This is a genomic window from Flavobacterium gyeonganense, from assembly GCF_029625295.1.
Lineage (GTDB): Bacteria > Bacteroidota > Bacteroidia > Flavobacteriales > Flavobacteriaceae > Flavobacterium > Flavobacterium gyeonganense.
In genome coordinates this window covers 5,008,412-5,028,519 of sequence record NZ_CP121112.1, presented here as the reverse complement: position 1 = coordinate 5,028,519, position 20,108 = coordinate 5,008,412, and the positions used below count along the sequence as shown (strand labels likewise).

Annotated in this window: 17 protein-coding genes; 2 read left to right on the top strand and 15 right to left on the bottom strand. The window is 32.5% G+C overall.

The window, feature by feature from the left end:
- Positions 1-62 precede the first annotated feature (62 nt).
- On the bottom strand, positions 63-2,381 hold the full coding sequence (locus tag P5P89_RS21310; protein WP_278010130.1) for a TonB-dependent receptor: 2,319 nt from the start codon (positions 2,379-2,381) through the stop codon (positions 63-65).
- A 292-nt stretch (positions 2,382-2,673) separates the two neighbouring features.
- On the opposite strand from P5P89_RS21310, the gene P5P89_RS21305 reads away from it, so the two are divergent.
- A complete protein-coding gene (locus P5P89_RS21305; RefSeq protein ID WP_278010129.1) occupies positions 2,674-3,834 on the top strand; it encodes an MFS transporter in 1,161 nt (386 codons plus the stop codon).
- A gap of 162 nt (positions 3,835-3,996) precedes the next feature.
- Here P5P89_RS21305 and P5P89_RS21300 read toward each other — a convergent pair whose 3' ends face one another.
- The 12 genes from P5P89_RS21300 to P5P89_RS21245 form a co-directional block, all read right to left on the bottom strand.
- The gene (locus tag P5P89_RS21300; protein WP_278010128.1) at positions 3,997-4,551 is read right to left on the bottom strand and encodes a hypothetical protein; all 555 of its coding nucleotides are present in this window, start codon (positions 4,549-4,551) and stop codon (positions 3,997-3,999) included.
- Between the two features lie 33 nt (positions 4,552-4,584).
- A complete protein-coding gene (locus P5P89_RS21295) occupies positions 4,585-5,061 on the bottom strand; it encodes a DUF6265 family protein (protein WP_278010127.1) in 477 nt (158 codons plus the stop codon).
- A gap of 119 nt (positions 5,062-5,180) precedes the next feature.
- Positions 5,181-7,490 carry a DNA topoisomerase 3 gene (locus tag P5P89_RS21290; protein ID WP_278010126.1) on the bottom strand — a complete coding sequence of 770 codons (2,310 nt, stop codon included), beginning with the start codon at positions 7,488-7,490 and terminating at the stop codon, positions 5,181-5,183.
- Positions 7,491-7,594: 104 nt separating this feature from the next.
- Positions 7,595-8,023, bottom strand: a complete 429-nt coding sequence (locus P5P89_RS21285) for a hypothetical protein (protein WP_278010125.1) — start codon at positions 8,021-8,023, stop codon at positions 7,595-7,597.
- Between the two features lie 200 nt (positions 8,024-8,223).
- Positions 8,224-9,384, bottom strand: a complete 1,161-nt coding sequence (locus tag P5P89_RS21280) for an FAD-dependent oxidoreductase (RefSeq protein WP_278010124.1) — start codon at positions 9,382-9,384, stop codon at positions 8,224-8,226.
- Between the two features lie 33 nt (positions 9,385-9,417).
- Positions 9,418-10,173 (bottom strand): helix-turn-helix domain-containing protein, encoded by a 756-nt coding sequence (locus P5P89_RS21275; RefSeq protein ID WP_278010123.1) that lies wholly within the window; start codon positions 10,171-10,173, stop codon positions 9,418-9,420.
- A gap of 254 nt (positions 10,174-10,427) precedes the next feature.
- Positions 10,428-11,276, bottom strand: a complete 849-nt coding sequence (locus tag P5P89_RS21270) for a serine hydrolase domain-containing protein (RefSeq protein ID WP_278010122.1) — start codon at positions 11,274-11,276, stop codon at positions 10,428-10,430.
- Positions 11,237-11,809, bottom strand: coding sequence for a serine hydrolase domain-containing protein (locus P5P89_RS21265; RefSeq protein ID WP_278010121.1), 573 nt, complete (start codon positions 11,807-11,809; stop codon positions 11,237-11,239). The genes P5P89_RS21270 and P5P89_RS21265 overlap by 40 nt, the downstream gene beginning before the upstream one ends.
- Before the next feature lies 1 nt (position 11,810).
- A complete protein-coding gene (locus tag P5P89_RS21260) occupies positions 11,811-12,245 on the bottom strand; it encodes a MarR family winged helix-turn-helix transcriptional regulator (RefSeq protein WP_278010120.1) in 435 nt (144 codons plus the stop codon).
- A 264-nt stretch (positions 12,246-12,509) separates the two neighbouring features.
- The gene (locus P5P89_RS21255; RefSeq protein ID WP_278010119.1) at positions 12,510-13,946 is read right to left on the bottom strand and encodes a hypothetical protein; all 1,437 of its coding nucleotides are present in this window, start codon (positions 13,944-13,946) and stop codon (positions 12,510-12,512) included.
- Positions 13,947-14,203: 257 nt separating this feature from the next.
- Positions 14,204-14,395 carry a hypothetical protein gene (locus P5P89_RS21250; protein ID WP_278010118.1) on the bottom strand — a complete coding sequence of 64 codons (192 nt, stop codon included), beginning with the start codon at positions 14,393-14,395 and terminating at the stop codon, positions 14,204-14,206.
- A 96-nt stretch (positions 14,396-14,491) separates the two neighbouring features.
- Positions 14,492-15,115 carry a DUF3667 domain-containing protein gene (locus P5P89_RS21245; RefSeq protein WP_278010117.1) on the bottom strand — a complete coding sequence of 208 codons (624 nt, stop codon included), beginning with the start codon at positions 15,113-15,115 and terminating at the stop codon, positions 14,492-14,494.
- A 537-nt stretch (positions 15,116-15,652) separates the two neighbouring features.
- On the opposite strand from P5P89_RS21245, the gene P5P89_RS21240 reads away from it, so the two are divergent.
- Positions 15,653-16,414 carry a response regulator transcription factor gene (locus P5P89_RS21240; protein WP_379680592.1) on the top strand — a complete coding sequence of 254 codons (762 nt, stop codon included), beginning with the start codon at positions 15,653-15,655 and terminating at the stop codon, positions 16,412-16,414.
- Positions 16,415-16,719: 305 nt separating this feature from the next.
- Here P5P89_RS21240 and P5P89_RS21235 read toward each other — a convergent pair whose 3' ends face one another.
- Positions 16,720-18,990, bottom strand: a complete 2,271-nt coding sequence (locus P5P89_RS21235) for a TonB-dependent siderophore receptor (RefSeq protein ID WP_278010115.1) — start codon at positions 18,988-18,990, stop codon at positions 16,720-16,722.
- Between the two features lie 145 nt (positions 18,991-19,135).
- Positions 19,136-19,732 carry a class I SAM-dependent DNA methyltransferase gene (locus tag P5P89_RS21230; RefSeq protein WP_278010114.1) on the bottom strand — a complete coding sequence of 199 codons (597 nt, stop codon included), beginning with the start codon at positions 19,730-19,732 and terminating at the stop codon, positions 19,136-19,138.
- Between the last annotated feature and the right edge of the window lie 376 nt (positions 19,733-20,108).

Sequence of the window (20,108 nt, the reverse complement as noted above, 5' to 3'; positions counted from 1 at the left end):
CTTTATTGAAAGCACCTTAATTTTCCTAAAGTATTAAGGTGCTTTTTTGTTATAATTTGTTTTTAAAATTTTAGAGATAAATTTACCAGAAGGTTGGTTGGAGCTTGTGATGCTCCCCAAATATCCCAGTATTTTTCGTTGGTTACATTATTTAGTTTTACACCAACTCTCCAGTTCGGCTGATCATAAAATACAGTAGCATTGTAAATCATGTATGAAGGCATATAGAAAGTATTATCCACTGTAAAATAATTGTCATCTACATAATTTGCTCCTAAGCCGAAACCTAATCCCTGAAATTTATTTTGAAAAGTATAGGTAGTCCAAAAATTCACTACGTTTTCAGGAGAGCTTGCAGATTTATTTCCCTCAAGCGTAAGGTTAGTTGCTCTCAGAATACGATTGTCATTATAAGCATATCCTGCAATAATACTTAATCCGTTTATTGGTTTGGCGATTAATTCAAAATCTACTCCTTTGCTTTCTTGTTTTACATCCTGCATTGTATCTCCATTTTCAAGTGTTCTGGTGCCATTATCTATTGTAATGTTATAATAGCTAGCTGTAGCACTCAGTTTTTTATTGAAAGTTTCTGCCTTTATACCTCCCTCATACTGATTTGCATATACAGGATCCAATACGAATATATCATTTGTTGAAGGCTGATTTACAGGAGCATAATTCTGGAATCCGTTCATGTAATTTGCAAACAGTGAAACCTGATCATTAACAATTTCATATACCAATCCGAATTTAGGAGATAGGGCATTTTGGTGAAATGCAGTTGCAGTTCCGGCTTGTTCACGGTTAAAATTATCAAAACGTAAACTCAGCATTGCTGATAATCTGTCTGTAAAGCTGATTACATCACATACGTATGCACTAAAAGTTTTCTGGTCACCAACCGGAGATGTAGTCAGCGTTAATACTGCATCTACCGCTTTTCTTCTGATTGGTGCAAAATTGCTAGTTACATCAATGTTATCCAGATAGGTCGTTGCAGTTCTTCCTCCTGAAAAGTTAGACTCATATTTTCTTAAATTGATACCTGCAAGAAATTTGTGTTTGAATACCCAGGTAGAAAACCGGCCATTGATATTTTCCTGTAAATTGGTATAATTATTAAAAATAGGTCCCCAAAGTCCAACTCTTCTGGAGGCGTTGGTCGGAGAAGTCCAGTTGGCATAACTCTGATAACTGCGTTCTACGTCTTCACCTACGAAAGAGAATATAGTAGTCGATTTCCAGTTTTCAGAAATTTTATATTCTGCCTGAGAAAAAACTTTTGTTGCCGAAGTTTTTGCATCGTTATCGTCATGAAACATAGACTTTTTATAATCTATTTTTAGTTGTTCCGGATTGTTTATACCAGAAGTTGCCTCATAAGTGTTATACGTCCGTCGGGTATTGTTCGAATTATATAATTCTGCATCAAAATTGAATGTAAGTTTTTCATTTGCCTTGAAAGTAACACTTGGAGCTACAGCCAGTGATTTGTTGAAGCCATAATCGAGAAAGCTTTTTTCGTTATTTACAGCAATGTTAATTCTGAATAATACCGTTTTTTCTTTGTTTAAGGGCGTATTTACATCGGCTGTAAGACGGTTTAGGCCAAAACTTCCTCCCGTATAAGTTACTTCACTGGCTGTAGTTTCAAAAGGTTTTTTTGTTACCAGGTTTACAACACCACCAAAAGAAGATACGGATGAACCGAATAAAGTTCCGGAAGGTCCTTTCATCACCTCAATTCTCTCTACGTTTGAAAGATCAATAGAGGAGCGCCCCGTAGCGGTTTCCATACCATTTCTTGCGTTAACACCAACAGCAAAACCTCTGAATCCGATACCAATACCACCCGAAGGATAACTTACTGGTACAGCGCCAGCACTGTTTCTTATGGCAGTTTCAATGTTTACGGCAATTTGTTCCTGTAAAAGCTCCTTATGAATGATACTGTACACCTGAGGGTTTTCAAGATTTGAAAGCGGCATTCTGGCAACGTAATCTGTTTTTTTTGATAATATGCTTTTTTTACCACTTATTACAACTTCCTGTAATTCCTTATTAGAAACTTTTAATTGTAAATTAATTTTAGTTGTTTCATTTTCAGAAACATATACTTCTTGTTCTAAAGTTTCATACCCTGTTAGTGAAACTTGTAATGTGTATGTATTTGCGACGACTCTGTTAAACTCAAAACTGCCATCTTCATTCGTAGAGGCACCATATTTTGTTTTTTTAAGGATGACGTTAACATCTGCAGCGGCGGCTCCGTCTGAGGTAGTAATGATTCCTTTTATTTTTCCGTGGTTTTGTTGTGAAAACATGTTAATTGCTGAAAGTAGCATACCGATTGATAGTACAAAAGGTAAAGTTTTCATTTTTAGATACTTCATTATAATTTTTAAATTTGATTATGAATTATTTTTATTTAGAATTAATAAAAACAATGCAAATGTAAAAATTAATAACTTTTTAACAAATCTTATTTAGAATAATAAATGTAATTTTAATTAGATTTATTGTATAAGTATAAAAATGTAAATGTATAAACATCTAAAATTTTGATTTTTAAGTGTTTATTCCTATATCTGTACAATTCTTTTTTAAGAAAGGATAAAAGGAGTTATGTTGGTTTAAAATAACTAATTTTGCAGTCTGAAAAATGACTTCATGATTTTACCTTTCTTCAAAAACATTCAATATACTCCGCGTGGCTATCGAATAGCCAATACTGTCTTTTTTTTCCTTTCAGGTTTTGGATATTCTTCATGGGTATCCCGAATTCCGCATATTCAGGCACAACTGCATTTATCAGAAGCTCAGTTTGGAGCTGTTTTGTTTGCATTTCCGATTGGTTTAATGCTAACAATGCCTTTTACTGGAAAATTATTAAACAAGCACAGCAGCCGGTATATTATGCTTTTGGGAGCTATCATGTTTAACATTGTATTGTCTTTACCGGGCTTAGTGGCTTTTGTATGGCAATTAGTTATTGTACTTTTAATTTTCGGGGCTTCCCGGAATATTTTTAATTTATCGATTAACGCGCAATCACTTGAGGTGCAGAAATTATATCCAAAATCAATCATCACCCGTTTTCATGCAGTTTGGAGTATTGCCGTTTTTTCTGGAGCAGGCTTAGGGTATGTTATGGTTACACAACACATTGCGCCTTCACATCATTTATTAGGTGTGAGTGTTTTTATGTTGGCGCTTACGGCTTGTTTTTATCCGTTGAGTATTCACAATGAGCCGGTACCTGTTAAGAAGAAGTTCTTTGCAATGCCGGAAAAAAACCTGATAAAATTCGCTGTAATTTGTTTCGTTTCAATGGCTTGTGAAAATACGATGTACGACTGGAGCGGGATTTATTTTGAAAATATATTAAAAACTTCTCCAAAATTAACCAGTGCTGCATTCGTTTTTTTTGCAACAGCGGTGACTTTAGGACGCATATTTGGAGATTATGGTGTAACTAAATTTGGGATTAAAAAAATTCTGCTTTATAGTGGTATATTAATTACGGCTGGTTTTGCCATTTGTTTTATTCTTCCTTACCCTTATCCAACCATCTTTGGTTATGTTTTAATTGGTTTTGGAGTTTCATGTGTAGTTCCTTTAGTATTTAGTATTGCAGGAAGATCATCAAAATTAAACAGTGGTACAGCCATAACATCAATATCTACAATTGGTTATCTTGGCTTTTTACTGGTTCCGCCTATGGTAGGATTTATATCTGAATATTTAAGTATGAAATGGGCGTTTTTAATCATGGCGCTTTTAGGTATTCTGATGATTTTTATGGTCAATAAAATAGGGGAGAATGAGTGATTTTCTAAGCTTTTAAGTTCCTGAGACACTAAGCTTCTGAGTTTTTTTCTAAAAAAAATTAGAAGGTTTAAAAATTCCGTAGGAATGAAAACATATTGTAGCAACGGATTTTAATCAGTTGGGATTAAGATTGACAAGTTTAAAAAGTTCCGTAGGAACGAATTATATTAATTTCTTTTTATTTATAGCCCGAAGATATTTTATAATAATCACTATCAACATAATTAGTATTACTCCCAAACTAATTATCGAAATTAAATAGTATATCAAAAGAGATTTTAAAAAAGTTGCATCATCATTTTGGTTTTGAATGACTAATTGTATTTTTATTTTATTAGGATTTTGTACTGATACATAATAATTTCCTTTTTTTGAAATACTGATATTAGTTAATAAATTATACACATTACCATTCATTGTAGTAGTTTGTGAAGACCAAATGAATCTTTTTTTTCTTAATAAAGAAATTTTTAAAGAGTTTTGTTTTTTATTTTCATGAGCTTTAACTTCTAAATCTTTCTGGATGTTGGAATCAAGATTTAAACTGTACAAATTATAATTCCCTTCCTGTAATTCAATTTTAGAGTTTGGTAAAATAGGAAGTTTTATAAAACTTTTTTCAGCGTTAATAATACTACAATAATATAATATTGCACTAATTATAAATATTATGATTGGTAATCCAATTATAATATTATTTCTAAATTTCTTTGCCATTAACTTTTGTCCCTTATTTTTTTTAGAAAAAAATTATTTCTTCTTCAAAATAAACCTCTCCGTAGTCAATTTTCCTTGCAATTTCCCGGAAATCTCTGCAGTCAAAATGTTATTAGCACCTTTTGTATAAGTAATTTTTTGGGGATAATCGTGTTTCGGATTTTCGAAAACCAATTGTTTGTCTGATTCCAGAGTAGAAGGGAAAGAAACAGGTTTGTCTTCATTTTGACCTTTTACTGTTGCTTTGTAAGTCAGTGTTTCGCCTAATTGAGCCAGAATAATACTTTCAAAATGCAAAGTATCTTTTCCTTTAATAAAATAAGAAGTAGCCGAAAAAGTACTGTCGTTTACTTTTTCCCAGTTTTCGGTCAAAACCCCATCCGGAGATGTATTTTCCCAGTTTCCGATTAGCCAGTCTGCTTTTTTGATTTTGTCTTTTTCAACGGTTTCTTTTTTCTGGCAGGAAACGAAAGCTATTATAAGAACTGAAAGAGTAATTTTCTGAAACATATCTGGAAGTTTTTGATTTTGTATTGAGTTACTAAAGTATGAAAAAAGAATTGTTTATTTGTGAAATGTGAAATGTGAAATGTGAAATGTGTATCCTTTAACATCTACCATTTAACTTTTCACGTTTCACCACAAAGAATTGAATACACCAATTCTTTTGTCGGTTTTTGATCTTTTAGTTTTGCCCTGACTTCATCAAAAGTTACTTTAAAGTCACAACCCGATTTATATTCTGCGCAGCCGTAAGCGGTTTTACCTTTTAAAATTGTTCCTTTTTTACATTTTGGACAGGTTAAGGAATCCGGATTTTCTTTTGGTTCCGTTTTTTTATCAGTTTTCTTTGGTTCTAGCTTCAGTTTGTAATTTTCTTCAAAACGAATTAAGCCTTCAACTGTTTCAGATTCGAATTTAAAGCCTTTTATGTTGACAGTTGAACCTTTTTGAATCAATCGTATATATTGACTTTCTGTAATTTTTTTATCATAAAAAACAAAAGGCAGCACAAAATTACAACCCGATTTGTATTCACTGCATCCAAAAGCCGACTTCCCTTTAATTAAACTTCCTTTTTGGCATTTTGGGCAAGTTTCTGCTGAAATTCCGGTAGCTTTCTTTTTCTCCTTTTCAGTTTTTATAACTGGTGTATGAATTGTCGCGGTATGAGAAATATTAGCATGTCTTGTTTCGCTCCTGACTTCGGTTACCAAAGCTTCCACCATTCGTTTCATATTCTTAATGAAAGCTCCGGCGGTAAAAGTTCCTCTTTCAATGTCTTTGAGCTGCTTTTCCCATGAACCAGTAAGTTCGGCCGACTTGATTAGTTCGTTCTGAATTATTTCAATAAGCTGGATTCCCGTTGGTGTTGGTAATACCTGTTTTTTGTTTCGAACGATATACTGACGTTTGAAAAGGGTTTCGATAATATTTGCACGCGTTGATGGGCGACCGATTCCGTTTTCTTTCATTAACTCACGCAAATCTTCGTCATCGACTTGTTTTCCTGCCGTTTCCATGGCACGTAATAAAGTTGCTTCTGTAAACTGATTAGGCGGTTTGGTTTCTTTTTGCAAAAATGAGGGTTCGTGTGGACCTTTTTCTCCCACCACAAAACCTGGTAGTAAATCAGGTTCTTTTTCTTTAGCATTCGGATCTTCAAAAACCACCCGAAAACCCTTTTTAAGAATCTGTTTTCCTGTTGCCTTAAAAGTTACGTCCGCTGCTTTTCCGATAACGGTTGTATTAGCTACCAGACAATCATCATAAAAAACAGCAATAAAACGCTTTGTAATAATATCATAAACCTGCTGCTGGTTATAGGGCAGATTGATCTCGATTCCGGTTGGGATAATCGCATGGTGATCTGTTACTTTTTTATCGTTGAAGACCTTTGGCGATTTCTTGATTTTCTTTTCTAAAACAGGCTGAGTCAATTCCGCATAACGGGTTAATTTTTGCAGAATTCCGGGTACTTTCGGATAAATATCACCGGGTAAGAAAGTGGTATCAACTCTAGGATACGTGATTACTTTCTGCTCATATAATGTTTGCGCAATTTTAAGTGTTTCTTCTGCCGAAAACCCAAACTTTTGGTTGCAATAAACCTGTAAACCTGTAAGATCAAAAAGTTTCGGAGCATATTCATTTCCGTTCTTTTTATCAACAGAAACAATTTCAAATTCGCTTTCTTTGACTTTTTTTGCCAGAATTTCTCCGTCTTCTTTTTTCAGGAAACGTCCTTCTTCATAACTAAAAAGTGTTTCACGGTATAAAGTCTGCAATTCCCAATAGGGTTGAGGCCTGAAGTTTTCGATTTCCTTAAAGCGGTCAACAACCATTGCTAAAGTTGGTGTCTGCACACGTCCAATAGATAAGACCTGTTTATAGCCCCCATGTTTTACCGTGTACAAGCGTGTGGCATTCATGCCTAATAACCAGTCACCAATAGCCCTTGAAAACCCTGCGTAGAATAAATTATCGTAGTTGGCTGAAGGTTTTAGGTTTTCAAAACCTTCTTTTATGGCTTCGGTAGTTAGGGACGATATCCACAAACGCTGTACCTCACCTTTGTAGTGTGCTTCGTTCATCACCCAGCGCTGAATAAGTTCTCCTTCCTGACCGGCATCACCGCAGTTGATGACCATTTCAGCTTTGTCGAATAAACTTTTTATGATTTTAAACTGCTTTTCAATACCCGAATTCTGAACTACTTTAGTTTCGAATTTTTCAGGAAGCATTGGAAGGTTATTGAGATCCCAGCTTTTCCAGTGAGGCTTGTAATCATTGGGTTCTTTTAAGGTACATAAATGTCCAAAAGTGTAAGTCACAGCGTAACCGTTACCTTCATAATAGCCATCGTGTTTGTTGTTGGCTCCCAGAACGGCGGCAATTTCTCTTGCTACACTAGGTTTTTCGGCAATACAGACCTTCATTTTCTCTTGTTGTTTGAAAGCGAAATTAAGGATTTTTTACAAAAAAGCTGCTAAGGTTTTAAGATACTATCTGCATGGCCTCCGGTAAAAATCGGCAAGTAGAATTATATTTTAAAAAGATCAATTCTTTGCACCCATGAAATTCCAGATTCTAAAAACTGAAGTTTAGTTTTAACCACTTTATCGCTTTTATCTCTTGGACTTTTAGTTATAAATCGTGCTGTTGACTTATTAAAATCCAAAGTATATTTATCATCGAAATCTTCTTGTTTGTTTGCCGAAAAACTGATAAGATTATCTTTTACGCTCCATTTTCCTTTTCCGTATTTGTTTACTTCTGGTGGTGTTCCATTTTGTATTTTTGAATAGGAATGAAATAAAAATGTTCCATCCTGATTTAAAGTCAATTTATACTCGATTGTATGCTTTCCTTCTTCGCTAAGTGAACGGATGTAATCACCAGTGAATTGATTTGATTGTGCAAACAGAGTAACATTACAAAGCAGAAATAAGGTAGAAATGAATAGTTTCATAGGTTTATTTTTATTTTTTAGACACTGGGTTAACTTTTTGAAAAATATTGTATGTGAACATTCTTTTGGAATGTTGTATATTTCTATTGTAAAAGTTTCCGCAAAGTAGGAATTTTTTCACTATGAATATAAAATAATTTTCTTCATAAATAATCACTGATTTTCCGTAACCAAGTGATGAAGATGTAAAAAATAGTTTTTTATTCTTCACTAAAAAAAGCCAACATTGTTTTTAGAGAATTTTCAGAATGCATTTTTTCCCCATTTTCAAGTGATTCCTGTGCTGCTTTTGATGCTCTTTTACGCATGTTTATTTCATAAAAAGAAATAGCTTCTGCTATTGTAGTATAATCATCACAAGTTAAATATTCACTTAATTCCAAGGCATCAAGCATGGCCATATTAGCGCCTTCTCCGGCAAATGGAGGCATGACATGTGCAGCATCGCCAATGATTGTAACGTTTGACAGGGTTTTCCAGGTTTGGTCTAAGGGTATACAATTGATAAGACGGGGAATGAATGGTACAGACGCATTTTCGAATAGTTCGTACCAGATATTGCTCCATTCAGGATAACTGTTTTTGAACCAGTTTAAGATTTGTGTTTTATCAGTGTAATCCAAATCGTTGTTAACAGCCCAGTTTTCAGATGCCCTGAAACTTGCATAAAATCCAATAGAGTCATCTCCTTTTTGACCTATTAAAATATTTTTTTCGTTGCCAAAAGCCATTATTTTTCCGCCATTTAAAATTTTATGAATAACCGGTGCAGACTTTTCAGAATCATAAATTGTGCCTTCAAGCATTGTTATTCCTGAATAGAATGGTTTGATATCTGTAATATAAGGACGAATTTTTGAATTGGCGCCATCTGAACCAATCACAAGATCAGCATAAACAGAATTTCCGTTTTTGAAATGAATTAGCCAGCCATCATTTTGCTTATCCATTGAGACGAAATGACTATCCCAGATAACAGTTTTGGGCTCTAAAGATTCCAGTAAAATTTTTCTCAAAGCACCCCGGTCTATTTCAGGGCGAAAATGTTCGTTGCCAAAATCCTGTTCGATATTTGTTTCGTGATCACTGAAAAATAGGGTGCCATTTTCATCTGTAATCAGGGTTTTATCAGCTCCTGGCAGAAAATTATTTAGGAATTCATTAAATAAACCGGCTTTATGGATTGCAGCTAAACCTGATTCGTCATGCAAATCCAGAGGTGCACCTTGTACACGTGCATCTTTATTGACATCCCGTTCATACACTTTTACGTTTACATTTTGAAGTTGTAAAAGTCTGGCTAAGGTAAGTCCGCCCGGACCGCCGCCAATAATAGCGACTTTTTTATTTTCTAGTAGCATTTCTGTCCTGTTTAAAATTAATAGAGGACAAAATTATTGCTGTTTCAGAACAGATAATAGTATAAATCGGTCATCTTTATTTTTTAATAATTCACGGGGAACTACACCTGAAAATTTCTTTATTTCTTTTATAAAGTGAGTTTGATCTGTAAAGTTTAATTCTGGGAAGAGTTTTCCCTTTGCAATATGTTCTAGTGATGCTTTGAAACGCAAAATTTTGCAGAAGGCGTTTAATGAAAGACCGAATTGCTTGTTAAAATAACGATTGATTTCCCTGCTGCCCCAGGATATTTTTTCTGAAAGTTCTTTTATTTTTACTTCACCGTTTGACTCGTAAACTATTTTAAAAAGTTTGCGTTTTCTTTCATCTGTTTCTTTAGGTAACAGTTCTTTTAATTTTCTGGCTATTTTATTGTGAAAGACATCAAAATTTTTCAAATCTTCATTGGTAATACCCCAAAAGTTTTCTGGTAAAATTTTGGCACTGTTTAAAATATCTGCAATAGAAGTCTGTAAAAGATATTCAACTCCCAAAGGTTTAAAACTAATTTTAAAAGCAAGTGTTTTTGCCGGAATAATTTGTTGTTCAGGTACATTTTCAAGACCAATAAGCGCAATTTGAAATGCATTAGATTCAGATTGCATAAAAAACAAATCAATTCTTCCGTCTGGCAGTAAGACCACTTCCATGGGTTTGTCTGACTTGTTATGAAACATCCCGATGTTTTCTACAAAATCAAGAAGTTGTTCGTCTGGCTCTATAGCTTTGTAGTAGAAGTCTTTGTTCATGTTTGTATTCGTTGTTAGACGAAAGTCAAATTTATTGCAAAATATTGATGCAAGTTCATTAGTACCTTTATAAATAGAAAAAGCTGTAAGCATTACTTCCAGCAGCTTTTTTCTGTTGGCTATGATTTTTATTAGTTACTTGTTTTATATTCATTTTAGTTCAAAGCCTGGCTATTTTGTGAATGCAGAAGTTTGTGTATATTTTCATATAGGTAATTTAACTACTATTTAAATGATTTATCAGTTTGTACTTTTTAGGGAATGCTTCTTTTAACAATTTCTTTTACTCCTCCGTTCGTAATAATTACAGCATTATAATTGTCTGATTTTTCCTTAATAAATTCAATTGTTCTGTCGTTATTGTCTGATCTGAAAAATTTCGTTTTGGATTCAGGAATGAGTTCTGTTTCTATACTGTTGTAATAAAGTTTGTCGTCAATTTTTAGTATTTCAATATTGTTGTCATACTTGCCTTTATATTTGTCATATAGTGAAGTATCTATTTTAGTTCGATAGTGTTTGTAGGGAATTTCTACATCTTTTTGAAACATAATTCCCGATAGCCCATAAGCAATAATATGTGACAATGATTGATTATTCGATAAAACAGTTATAAATACATGGTCATTTGTAAATCGATTGAGAGAAGTCATTGCTCCAAAAAAACCGCCATCATGAGCAATTAGCTGATGTCCGTGGTTATAAAAAGGGTTAATCATAAAACCATATCCCCAATTTTGTTCATTATAAGAAGTAAACATAAGCTTCTTCATCTCTGTTGTTAAAATTGTTGTTCCGTAAAGCGCTTTGTCCCATAAGACCAGGTCTTCAACAGTAGAATAAATTCCATCATGCCCGATATTAAATTCCCAATTAATATAAGGATTGTTCAAATATTTATTTTCTGACCGGATATAATTTCTTGCTTTATGAGATATTAATTCATCGTTAGTGATTACGCCTGAATTATTCATTTTGCATTTCTCAAAAATGTTCACTTTTAAATAATCAGCATAGGTTTTGTTTGATACTTTTTCAATAATACGAGCAAGTAAATAATAACCTATATTACTGTAAGCTGTATTAGTACCGGGTGAAAACAAAAGTGTTTTTTTTCAATATATTTTAATGCATCATCCTGCGTAATAATATCTTTTAGTAGAATATGCCTTTTTACTTCTTCCTGTGTTATGGCCACTTTGCTTAAATATAATTCATCATAATCCATTTGTAATCCTGACATATGGCAAAGTAACATGTGAATTGAGATACTATCTCCTTTTGGAAAGTCTGGAAAAAACTTATTTAATTTATCAGTAAGTGACAGTTTTTTTTTGTCTGCCAGTTGTAAAATTGCAGCGGCTGTAAATTGTTTGGTTACTGAAGCCAAACTGAATTTTGTGTCTGTGGTGTTTTTGATATTCCATTCGTAGTCAGCTAAACCATAGGCTTTTTTAAGTAAAACAGTATCGTTTTTTGTTATTAATACTGTTCCACTAAATTGATTAATATCAACTTGTGCCTGCATATATTTTGCAAGATTGGCTGATACATTCTTTTGTCCAAAAATTAATGATGTAAAAAGTAGAAATATAAAAGCTTGTAATGATTTCTTTGGTGAGGTAAATTTTTTCATTCTATTTTTTACAATTAGTGATTATTTTTGTGAGTAATTTATCTAATAATTCAATTTCATCAATTGAAAAGCCTTGAAGTGCAGTTTGCCTGTTTTGGCTTATGATTGGCGTTAAAAGCTCTATCGTTTTCTTTCCTTTAGGAGTTATTTCCAGATTGAACTTCCTTCTGTCTAGAGGATTTATATTTCTGATTAAATAATCCTTTTTTACCATTAATTCAATTATTCGGGTAACAGAAGCATTATCTTTAAAAATTAATTCTGCAATTTCTTTTTGTGAAAGAGTAGCATTATTGTTAAGAAACATCAATAATAAGCATTGATCAATGGTAATATCATTCGTTACCTGGCTTATATTTTTCTGTGATATTTTTCTATATTCCTTTATAGTTTGTTCAACAGTGTAAAGAACTGTTACAGTTTTATTTTTTTTCATGTAAAATATTTGATACAAATATAATTGATATGTCAATTAAAAAAAACAGTTAACACTTAATTTTTAAAGTATTAATTGTTTTTTATACTACAACTTTATCAGTAAGTCAATTAAACCTTAGTTTATTACTCCAATTTTTAAATTAAATATCGAAAAAAAGGTTGGGTTTTTATTATTGAGTTTATGTATAATGCATAAAACCACAGACAAAAGCCTGTGGTTTTACATTTTATAATTTGTGATTTCTTTTAAAGTAAGGTTGGGTTATTTAGTTTTTAATTTTAAACGTAAATTAAATTCCCTAACAATTTCCTTAACATGTTCCTGCTTGATTTGTTTTCTGTTTAAACCCTGAAGATTTTGTACATATCCTGTAAAAACATGGCTAAAATAAAGTGGCGAAACATTATTAGTATTATAATAGGTATTATGGCAGGAGAAACAGTTAACAAGGTCATCTACTGAAGTCTGATGTATGGATGTTGGAGAAAACCCTGCCTGAACATAAGTTTCCATAGTAATGTTGTAGGCTGCAACTGAGCCCCTTGTCAATTTTCCGGGTTCTGAATTTGAAAGATTATAGCTTAACGAATTTAATAATGCAGCCTGTTGCTGAGGGGTTTTATACCCGGCTGTATTAATCCATATTGAACCATTATAAAAATAATTATTCCAAATGCCTTGTAGCTGTGACTTGACGCTTTGATTAATAGTTCGAATATTGTTTAAGTTTTCTGAACCATTTTGACTTGTTTTCATGAAAAGCTGAACATTAAAAGAACCTTTCATTGCTTTTTCAACAGGTACACCATATTTATAAAGTGAGAAAACATCAGTATAAATACCATTTCCTGAAGTTATATTCTTAACTGTTGCCGTGCTGTTTTTATTAAAAAACGGATAGTCAACTGTACTGGTTACCGGAGCATCGGTTGTTGGTGTAGCTTTTGACCAGTCGTAAGCAGGAGCAAGATTTTCATGTTCGAATGTAGCCCATACAAATTCGGGATGATTTTCTACAACTCCTACTACGTGCATTCCTAAAAGAGCCACTTTTGTTTTTACACCATTAATTACCCCCTGAGTAACAAAATAAGAAGACGGATCTTTGAGAATACTGGCATCAATCCAGGATGTTTTTAGTTCTAATGAACCTACAGGAAAAGTCATTTCTTTTATTTTTGAGGGATCATTTTTTGCTACAGGACCATATTTTAGCATGGTTGAGTAAAGAAGATTATCCATGAATATAGAATAATAAACTGTAGCTGATTTTGGAACAGCAGGAGTTTTTAAAATATCAGTAGTAGAACTTGCCTGGGCAGTATCTGTTAAAACTATTCCATTACTTGGATCTAATTTCTGACCAGCCGCATTCACCTGAATCATATTAGTCAAAAAGAATGGAATCCCATTTACCTCATTCGTAAGCCAAAGAAATTTTTGCCATGACCATTGATGAAAGTCACAATTAGTTACTGTTGCATTGTTCGCAAATACGCTTGTTGGTCCTTCATTTGGCGGAGGAGTCTGGCGGGTGTTGTTTACGATTGTAAACCAGTTAGCAGGAGCTAAACACTCGGAAGCAGTGACGCTATTTTTTACAGCTGTGTAAGTAGCTTTTTCTTCTTTTGCATTCTTTTTACAGGCACACAATGAAATTAGCGTAATTAAAAGTAATAGGTTTCTGGTAGTTTTCATAATTGGATTTCTTAGTTAATTTATTGCAAATCTCTTTTAAAGACCTGAAACTAACCAATTATCAAACTGACTCTAAAATTATTGTCTTAAGCCTGCTAGATTTAGGTATAAAGCAAGTAAAAACAGACATAAATAAATGGCTGTATTATCAATCATTTAAACATTTCATGAATTATATTTTTTATATGTTTTCCTTTATAATTTTAAAAGTATAAAGGAAAATCGATATTATAATTGTCTTCATTGAAAGCCCCTATTTATTTTTCTGCTCCTTTTCCGTTGTTTTTAACCAAAATATAAACTGATAATATAAAAACTATCATATACAGGCCATCTAACCAGGGTTTTTGAAAACTTATATTTTTAAAATCGAAATGTTTAAATAATGTCCATCCTAAAATGATTGCTATTATTCCAATTATAAACGAAGGTGCTTTTTTATTTTCCATCTTTTTAGTGTTTTGTTATGATATCAATTGTTATTCCTATAGCTAATATTAAGATAAAGAAGGTTATCATTCCCAGAAGATAGCTCATTAATACTTTTACATAATTGGCGGCTTTTTTTCTTCGAAAAAATTTCCGGTTGCCCAGGTTAAATAAACGATACTAATCATTCCTGCTAGGTTTAATAATTTTACGTGTAAAATTCCTTCAGCAATAGCGAAAAAGGAAAAAATTAGCATTGATATTCCCTGAACGAAACAGAGCATTATAAGCAATTCAAAAAAATTATAATTATATTTTTTAAAAAATAATTTCAGCCAGATCGCAATGAATGTACTGGTCATAATATTCAGATATCCATAATTGTTTTGCATCCATCCCAGAATTTTGAACAATGCAGATTTTTCTAATCCCTGATATTTTATGTACTCATCTTCAATATGAAAAAAATGATTTATGAAACTATAAATCAATGATGTAAGGATTATAAAAATAACAGGTTTAACCAGACGGCTTCTATTTTCGAAAATATAATTCCGGATATTTTGCCCGGGATTTATAAAAAGTTCTTTGATAGTAAATAAAATCCCACGTTCAAAATGCAATACATGTTCGATTTCATGAATTATGTAATGCCCGTCAATTCTTTTCAGTTTTGATGGTTGTCCGCATTCTGGACAAAAGTTAAAATCGAATTCACTCTTACAGTTTTTGCAAATCATTTATTTTGATAATTGATAACAGAAATAGTTTTTTGTTTAAGCTCTAAAAAAAAATTAGCTGTATATTAAAATTTTTCAAGAGTAACTCAATACTAATAATTTCTTATAGATTTCTTGATTTTATTTCTTGGTTGATTAGTTTAAAGTTGATGAAAAGTGGCAGAAGCGTTATAGGTAATACAAAAACGGGTATAAACGAACCTATAGAATTATTTTTAAGTTTATGTTCCGACCATAGATATATCAATATAGTTATTGCTAAAAAATAAACAATTGAAAGACCAATTGAAGCACCTTTTAGCAAATTTTTCTTTTTACGGAGCTGTTTATCCGTCAGTTCTTCATACATATTTTTCTTCATAATCTTAGTATTTTTTTGAATGAAAAATTTAAATCAAAATATTATAAATATTTCCCAGAGGAACTTTTGTTATTGAATTTGAACTTCATAATTAAAAGTTAAAATCAATTACAAAAGAAAGGAATCATTATAAATTTTACTTTACACTTTTGTGTAATTTTTACTACTTTTATGAGATGGAAATCGAAAAACATTCATTGCTTAACAGAGCTCGGATAAAAGAAGTATTTAAAGAGGATACGCTTCAGTTCAGCAATTATCTGGAAGTAATAAAATCTTTCGCAAAAATAACTTATCAAAGTGTTTACGTGATTGATTATGAGAAGATGAAATTTGAATACGTTTCAAATAACCCTCTGTTTTTATGTGGTTATTCTTCTGAGGAAGTTCTAGAAATGGGATACGAGTTTTATTTTAGGAATGTTCCGGAAGAGGATTTGATGTTATTGAACTTAATTAATAACGCCGGATTTGATTTTTATGATAAATTGCCAAATAATGAGGAAAGAAAATTATACAGTATTTCGTATGATTTTTCCCTAAAAGGGAAATATGAAAAACCTATTCTTATCAACCATAAATTAACCCCACTTTTTCTAAACGTAAAAGGAGATGTATGGAAATCATTATGTATTGTATCTATTTCTCATAAACGAAAATCGGGAAATGCTATTATTAACAAGGAGGGTTCAACTGATTACTGGGAACTTGACTTATCAAATAAGACATGGATTAGCAAGCATAAGCCTAAACTTAAGGACAAGGAGATTGAGGTATTACGATTGTATGCCCAGGGTTTAACAATAAATCAGATTGCCGAAAAAATGTTTGTTTCTCCTGATACGATAAAATATTACAGAAGAAAAATTTTTGAAAGTTTTGATGTTAAAAATTTTTCAGAAGCGCTTTCATTCGCAATAGACAATAAAATCATCTGAGTTCTTTAGTTTTTATATTATCTGCTGTATTTTATAGTTTTCACTTTTTTGATTTTTTTGGACTTAAAAAAAATCTATTCATCTTGTCCATTCCGAAAAGGATTGTTTTTTCATTATGGTAGTTATGTATTCCACAACCATATTCTGCAACTTCTATAAAAGTGTCAAAATAGTTGGTTCTATGTATTTTCATTGTACTTAATTTTGCTGTAAATATTTTTTTATTTTAAATGCGTTCCATTTATAATGAAAACAAAAAACTCCTCATTTTCATGAGGAGTAAAAAAAACAAAAAATAATATTTATTAAAAATTGAAAGATACTGAACCTAAAACGCTTCTTGGATTTTGCGGGTTGATTGTAGACCATCCTTTGTAATATTCTTCATTGGTTAAGTTATCAACTTTAACGGCAAGTCTGAAATGTTTTGCATCATAAAAGGCTGTAGCGCCTAAAACCAAATATTCCGGTAAATAAAACTTTCCTGCAATGTTTCTGCTTAAAGTTGCATATTCACTTCCGTAATTGGCTCCAAAACCAAAACCTAAACCTTGTACAAAATGATCAGTAAACTTATAACTTGTCCATAAATTAGCAATGTTGCGTGGGCCCGCATCTTCAGGGCGTAAACCAACAAAATCAGCATTTCCTTCTGTTAATTTACTTTCAATATAAGAGTATCCTGCAGTAATGTTCCAGCCTTTTAGAGGAACAAATAAAAATTGTGCTTCAAGTCCTGTATTGTGTTGTTTCCCGTCTTGTGTAATAAATCCGTCTGTGTAGTTCCCAACAAAAATGGTTTTGTCATTAACAGTGATATCAAAATAGCTTAAAGTTCCGCTAAGTTTCCCATCAAAGAAATCTACTTTTACACCGCCTTCGTACTGAATAGACTGTTCTGGCTTTGCAAAATAATATGTTGCTACTCCACCGTTATAATCAGCAACCTGCTGAGGACGTCCAAAACCATTTTGATAATTAGCAAAAAGAGAAACTCTTTCTTTAACAGGTTGAAAAACTAAACCAAATTTTGGCGACCAGTTAGAGAAGTTTTTGTTGAAATTATCTCCGCCTACTGTATTGTATTTGGATTCGTAAGCATCAAAACGTATTGCAGCATTAATAAATAATCGGTCAGAAATATTGAAAACATCTGAGATATAAACACTGTAATTGTCTAATGTAGCATTAGTTTCCGGTTGAGCGGTTATTACCTGATCGGCACCATTTTCTGTGAGATCGCCGGAGTCGTCTCCTTGTGCATTTAATTTCATTGGGCTTCCGTAAGCAGCATGCAGATAAGGAAGTAAAGCTTGAAACTGAACATTATTTGTTCCACCTACGTGAATAAAACCCTGATTTCCGTATGAACTGTTATTGGTAATGATTTTTTCATGATAATAATCTCCGCCTACCAATAATTTGTTGCTTAGATTATCATTGATTTTAAAATCGCCTAAAAAATTCTGCTGTACATCAAGTCCCCTGTTTCTGGCATTCTGTTTGCTCACTGATCGGGCGTAAATAGCACCATCTACTGTAAAATCATTGCCAAATGTAGGAGAAAGAGTCTGCTCAATTAGGGATGTCCCTTCATACAAATATGTATAATATCCTTTAGAATAAGAGGTGTAATTAGAGAATGATGTTTTGGAAGACCATTGATTGTTAAACTTATAATTCATCGTAGTCTGAAGATTGTAATACGGATTTTCTAAAGTTAAATCATTACTTGTATAAGATCTGTTATGGTCATATCCCGTTTTCGCTACTGTGTTTGCACGAACAGGAGAATCTCTGTCTACAAAAAGCATGGTTGGGTTAGTACCTTTTGAATTCATAATTTCTGCATTAACCACAAAGGATAGTTTATCATTAATAGTCCACAATAGAGAAGGTGCTACAAAGAATGATTTTGAGAAACCATAATCCTGAAATGATTCTCTATTGGTATAAGCAGCATTTATACGAAAGGCAGTTTTGTTATCACTGGTTAATACCTGATTATGATCAACAGTTGCTCTGTGAGTATTGAAGGAACCGAAAGTATAGGCAACCTCGGTTTTTGTGCGGTCAAAAGGCTGTTTTGTATTAATGTTGATTAAACCACCATGTGAAGTCAAAGCGCCGCCATATAATGCCCCCGATGGTCCTTTAATAACTTCAATTGTTTCAACATTTGCAGGATCCGGAGTTCCGTTACCTACGTTTGGCAATCCGTTTTTTAAACCTGGCTGAACAGAAAAACCTCTTGTACCATAATAGCCGCCTCCATCAGTGCCACGACCAGTCGATTCCCAAAGTTTTGTAACACCTGTTGCGTTATTAAGTGCATCATCAAAAGATATGTTTACCTGATCTTTTAACATTCCGGCAGTAATGGATGTCACTACTTGCGAATTTTCCATGTCTTTTAATGGCATTTTCGATACAGTAGTACTTTTTTCTCTTTTGTATTTAGATTTAGAGGTGACTTCAACTTCATGTAAAGAATTGATCGTGTCTTTTTTTACCTCTTGTGCGAAAGTGACAACAGAAAAAAGAATTGCTGTGGAAAGTAAAATTTTATGCTTCATTATTATTCAGATTAATTAAAAATAGCGAGGCAAAAATAGATACTTATTGGGTAAAGACAAAATTTATTTAGAATAATTAAAAATAATTTTCTTGAAATATTGATTTATAATGAGTTAGCGGTTGGTGTGAATTGATTTTTAAATTTTACTTTTTTCTCGCGAGTACAATCCAGTCCCGCTGATCTTTTTCTTCAATAAAATTTTCAATTGAAAATAGTGTTTCAAAACCAATTTCCTTCATTAAGTCAAGAACAAAATCTTTTGACAGGCAGCTGTAATAAAACTGCTCTCCAAACATGTTATCAATGTGTTCGTCCTCTTCTTTTCCGTGGGTAAAAAGGAAATAACCTCCAGGTGCTAATAAGTGATAGACTTTGCCATAAATTTCTTCTTGTTGCTCTTTTGGAAAATGAAAAAGGGAATCCCAGGCTATAATTCCGTCAAACTTTTCATCTGATTCAAAATCAAAAAAATCGGAGACATAAAAAACGGTATTTTTAATTCTTTGAGATTTGGCTGTTTCGATCATTTTAGTAGATTCATCTATGCCGGTTATGGAAAAATTACGATCAGAAAGATATTTGGCTATTGGTATTCCGGTTCCGCAGCCAATGTCTAAAATAATTCCTTCTGAATTTACATGGTCAGCAAAATCAATGATGGGTTTGTTTATAAAAGTGTTGTTTCTGGCAGTGATCCAGTTATTAATAATTTTATTGTATGAGTTTTTGTTTGTTGACATAACTTTTTTCAAGAGTGTTACGCTTTGTTAATCCATTATCAATATCGAATGTGAATGTATAATTGCGCCAGAGGTTTATTTCCAGTTTAAAATAAAATCAAGTAAATTTTCAACAATTATCTTGAGCCAATTTTCCCTGTAATTTTTTTATGCTGATTTAATTTAAACTCTATATAGCTATAGCGGAGGATTGCGGTGTAACTAATGTGATCTAGTTTCCATTTACCACTTAGCTCTTTGAGTTCGGGTTGTTTAGTTAAATTTTATAACGAATTTCCATAGCCGGAAATAATCATTAAAGCCATTAGATAAAATCCGTTTTTCATATTTAATTTCTTTTTCAAGTTTTCTCACTTTCAATATCTTGGATTTTTAA

Excerpts from the sequence above, each read along its gene's own strand:
- P5P89_RS21310 (WP_278010130.1), bottom strand. The coding sequence starts at position 2,381 with ATGAAAACTTTACCTTTTGTACTATCAATCGGTATGCTACTTTCAGCA.
- P5P89_RS21305 (WP_278010129.1), top strand. The coding sequence starts at position 2,674 with ATGATTTTACCTTTCTTCAAAAACATTCAATATACTCCGCGTGGCTAT.
- P5P89_RS21300 (WP_278010128.1), bottom strand. The coding sequence starts at position 4,551 with ATGGCAAAGAAATTTAGAAATAATATTATAATTGGATTACCAATCATA.
- P5P89_RS21295 (WP_278010127.1), bottom strand. The coding sequence starts at position 5,061 with ATGTTTCAGAAAATTACTCTTTCAGTTCTTATAATAGCTTTCGTTTCC.
- P5P89_RS21290 (WP_278010126.1), bottom strand. The coding sequence starts at position 7,490 with ATGAAGGTCTGTATTGCCGAAAAACCTAGTGTAGCAAGAGAAATTGCC.
- P5P89_RS21285 (WP_278010125.1), bottom strand. The coding sequence starts at position 8,023 with ATGAAACTATTCATTTCTACCTTATTTCTGCTTTGTAATGTTACTCTG.
- P5P89_RS21280 (WP_278010124.1), bottom strand. The coding sequence starts at position 9,384 with ATGCTACTAGAAAATAAAAAAGTCGCTATTATTGGCGGCGGTCCGGGC.
- P5P89_RS21275 (WP_278010123.1), bottom strand. The coding sequence starts at position 10,173 with ATGAACAAAGACTTCTACTACAAAGCTATAGAGCCAGACGAACAACTT.
- P5P89_RS21265 (WP_278010121.1), bottom strand. The coding sequence starts at position 11,809 with ATGAAAAAATTTACCTCACCAAAGAAATCATTACAAGCTTTTATATTT.
- P5P89_RS21260 (WP_278010120.1), bottom strand. The coding sequence starts at position 12,245 with ATGAAAAAAAATAAAACTGTAACAGTTCTTTACACTGTTGAACAAACT.
- P5P89_RS21255 (WP_278010119.1), bottom strand. The coding sequence starts at position 13,946 with ATGAAAACTACCAGAAACCTATTACTTTTAATTACGCTAATTTCATTG.
- P5P89_RS21250 (WP_278010118.1), bottom strand. The coding sequence starts at position 14,395 with ATGGAAAATAAAAAAGCACCTTCGTTTATAATTGGAATAATAGCAATC.
- P5P89_RS21245 (WP_278010117.1), bottom strand. The coding sequence starts at position 15,115 with ATGATTTGCAAAAACTGTAAGAGTGAATTCGATTTTAACTTTTGTCCA.
- P5P89_RS21240 (WP_379680592.1), top strand. The coding sequence starts at position 15,653 with ATGGAAATCGAAAAACATTCATTGCTTAACAGAGCTCGGATAAAAGAA.
- P5P89_RS21235 (WP_278010115.1), bottom strand. The coding sequence starts at position 18,990 with ATGAAGCATAAAATTTTACTTTCCACAGCAATTCTTTTTTCTGTTGTC.
- P5P89_RS21230 (WP_278010114.1), bottom strand. The coding sequence starts at position 19,732 with ATGTCAACAAACAAAAACTCATACAATAAAATTATTAATAACTGGATC.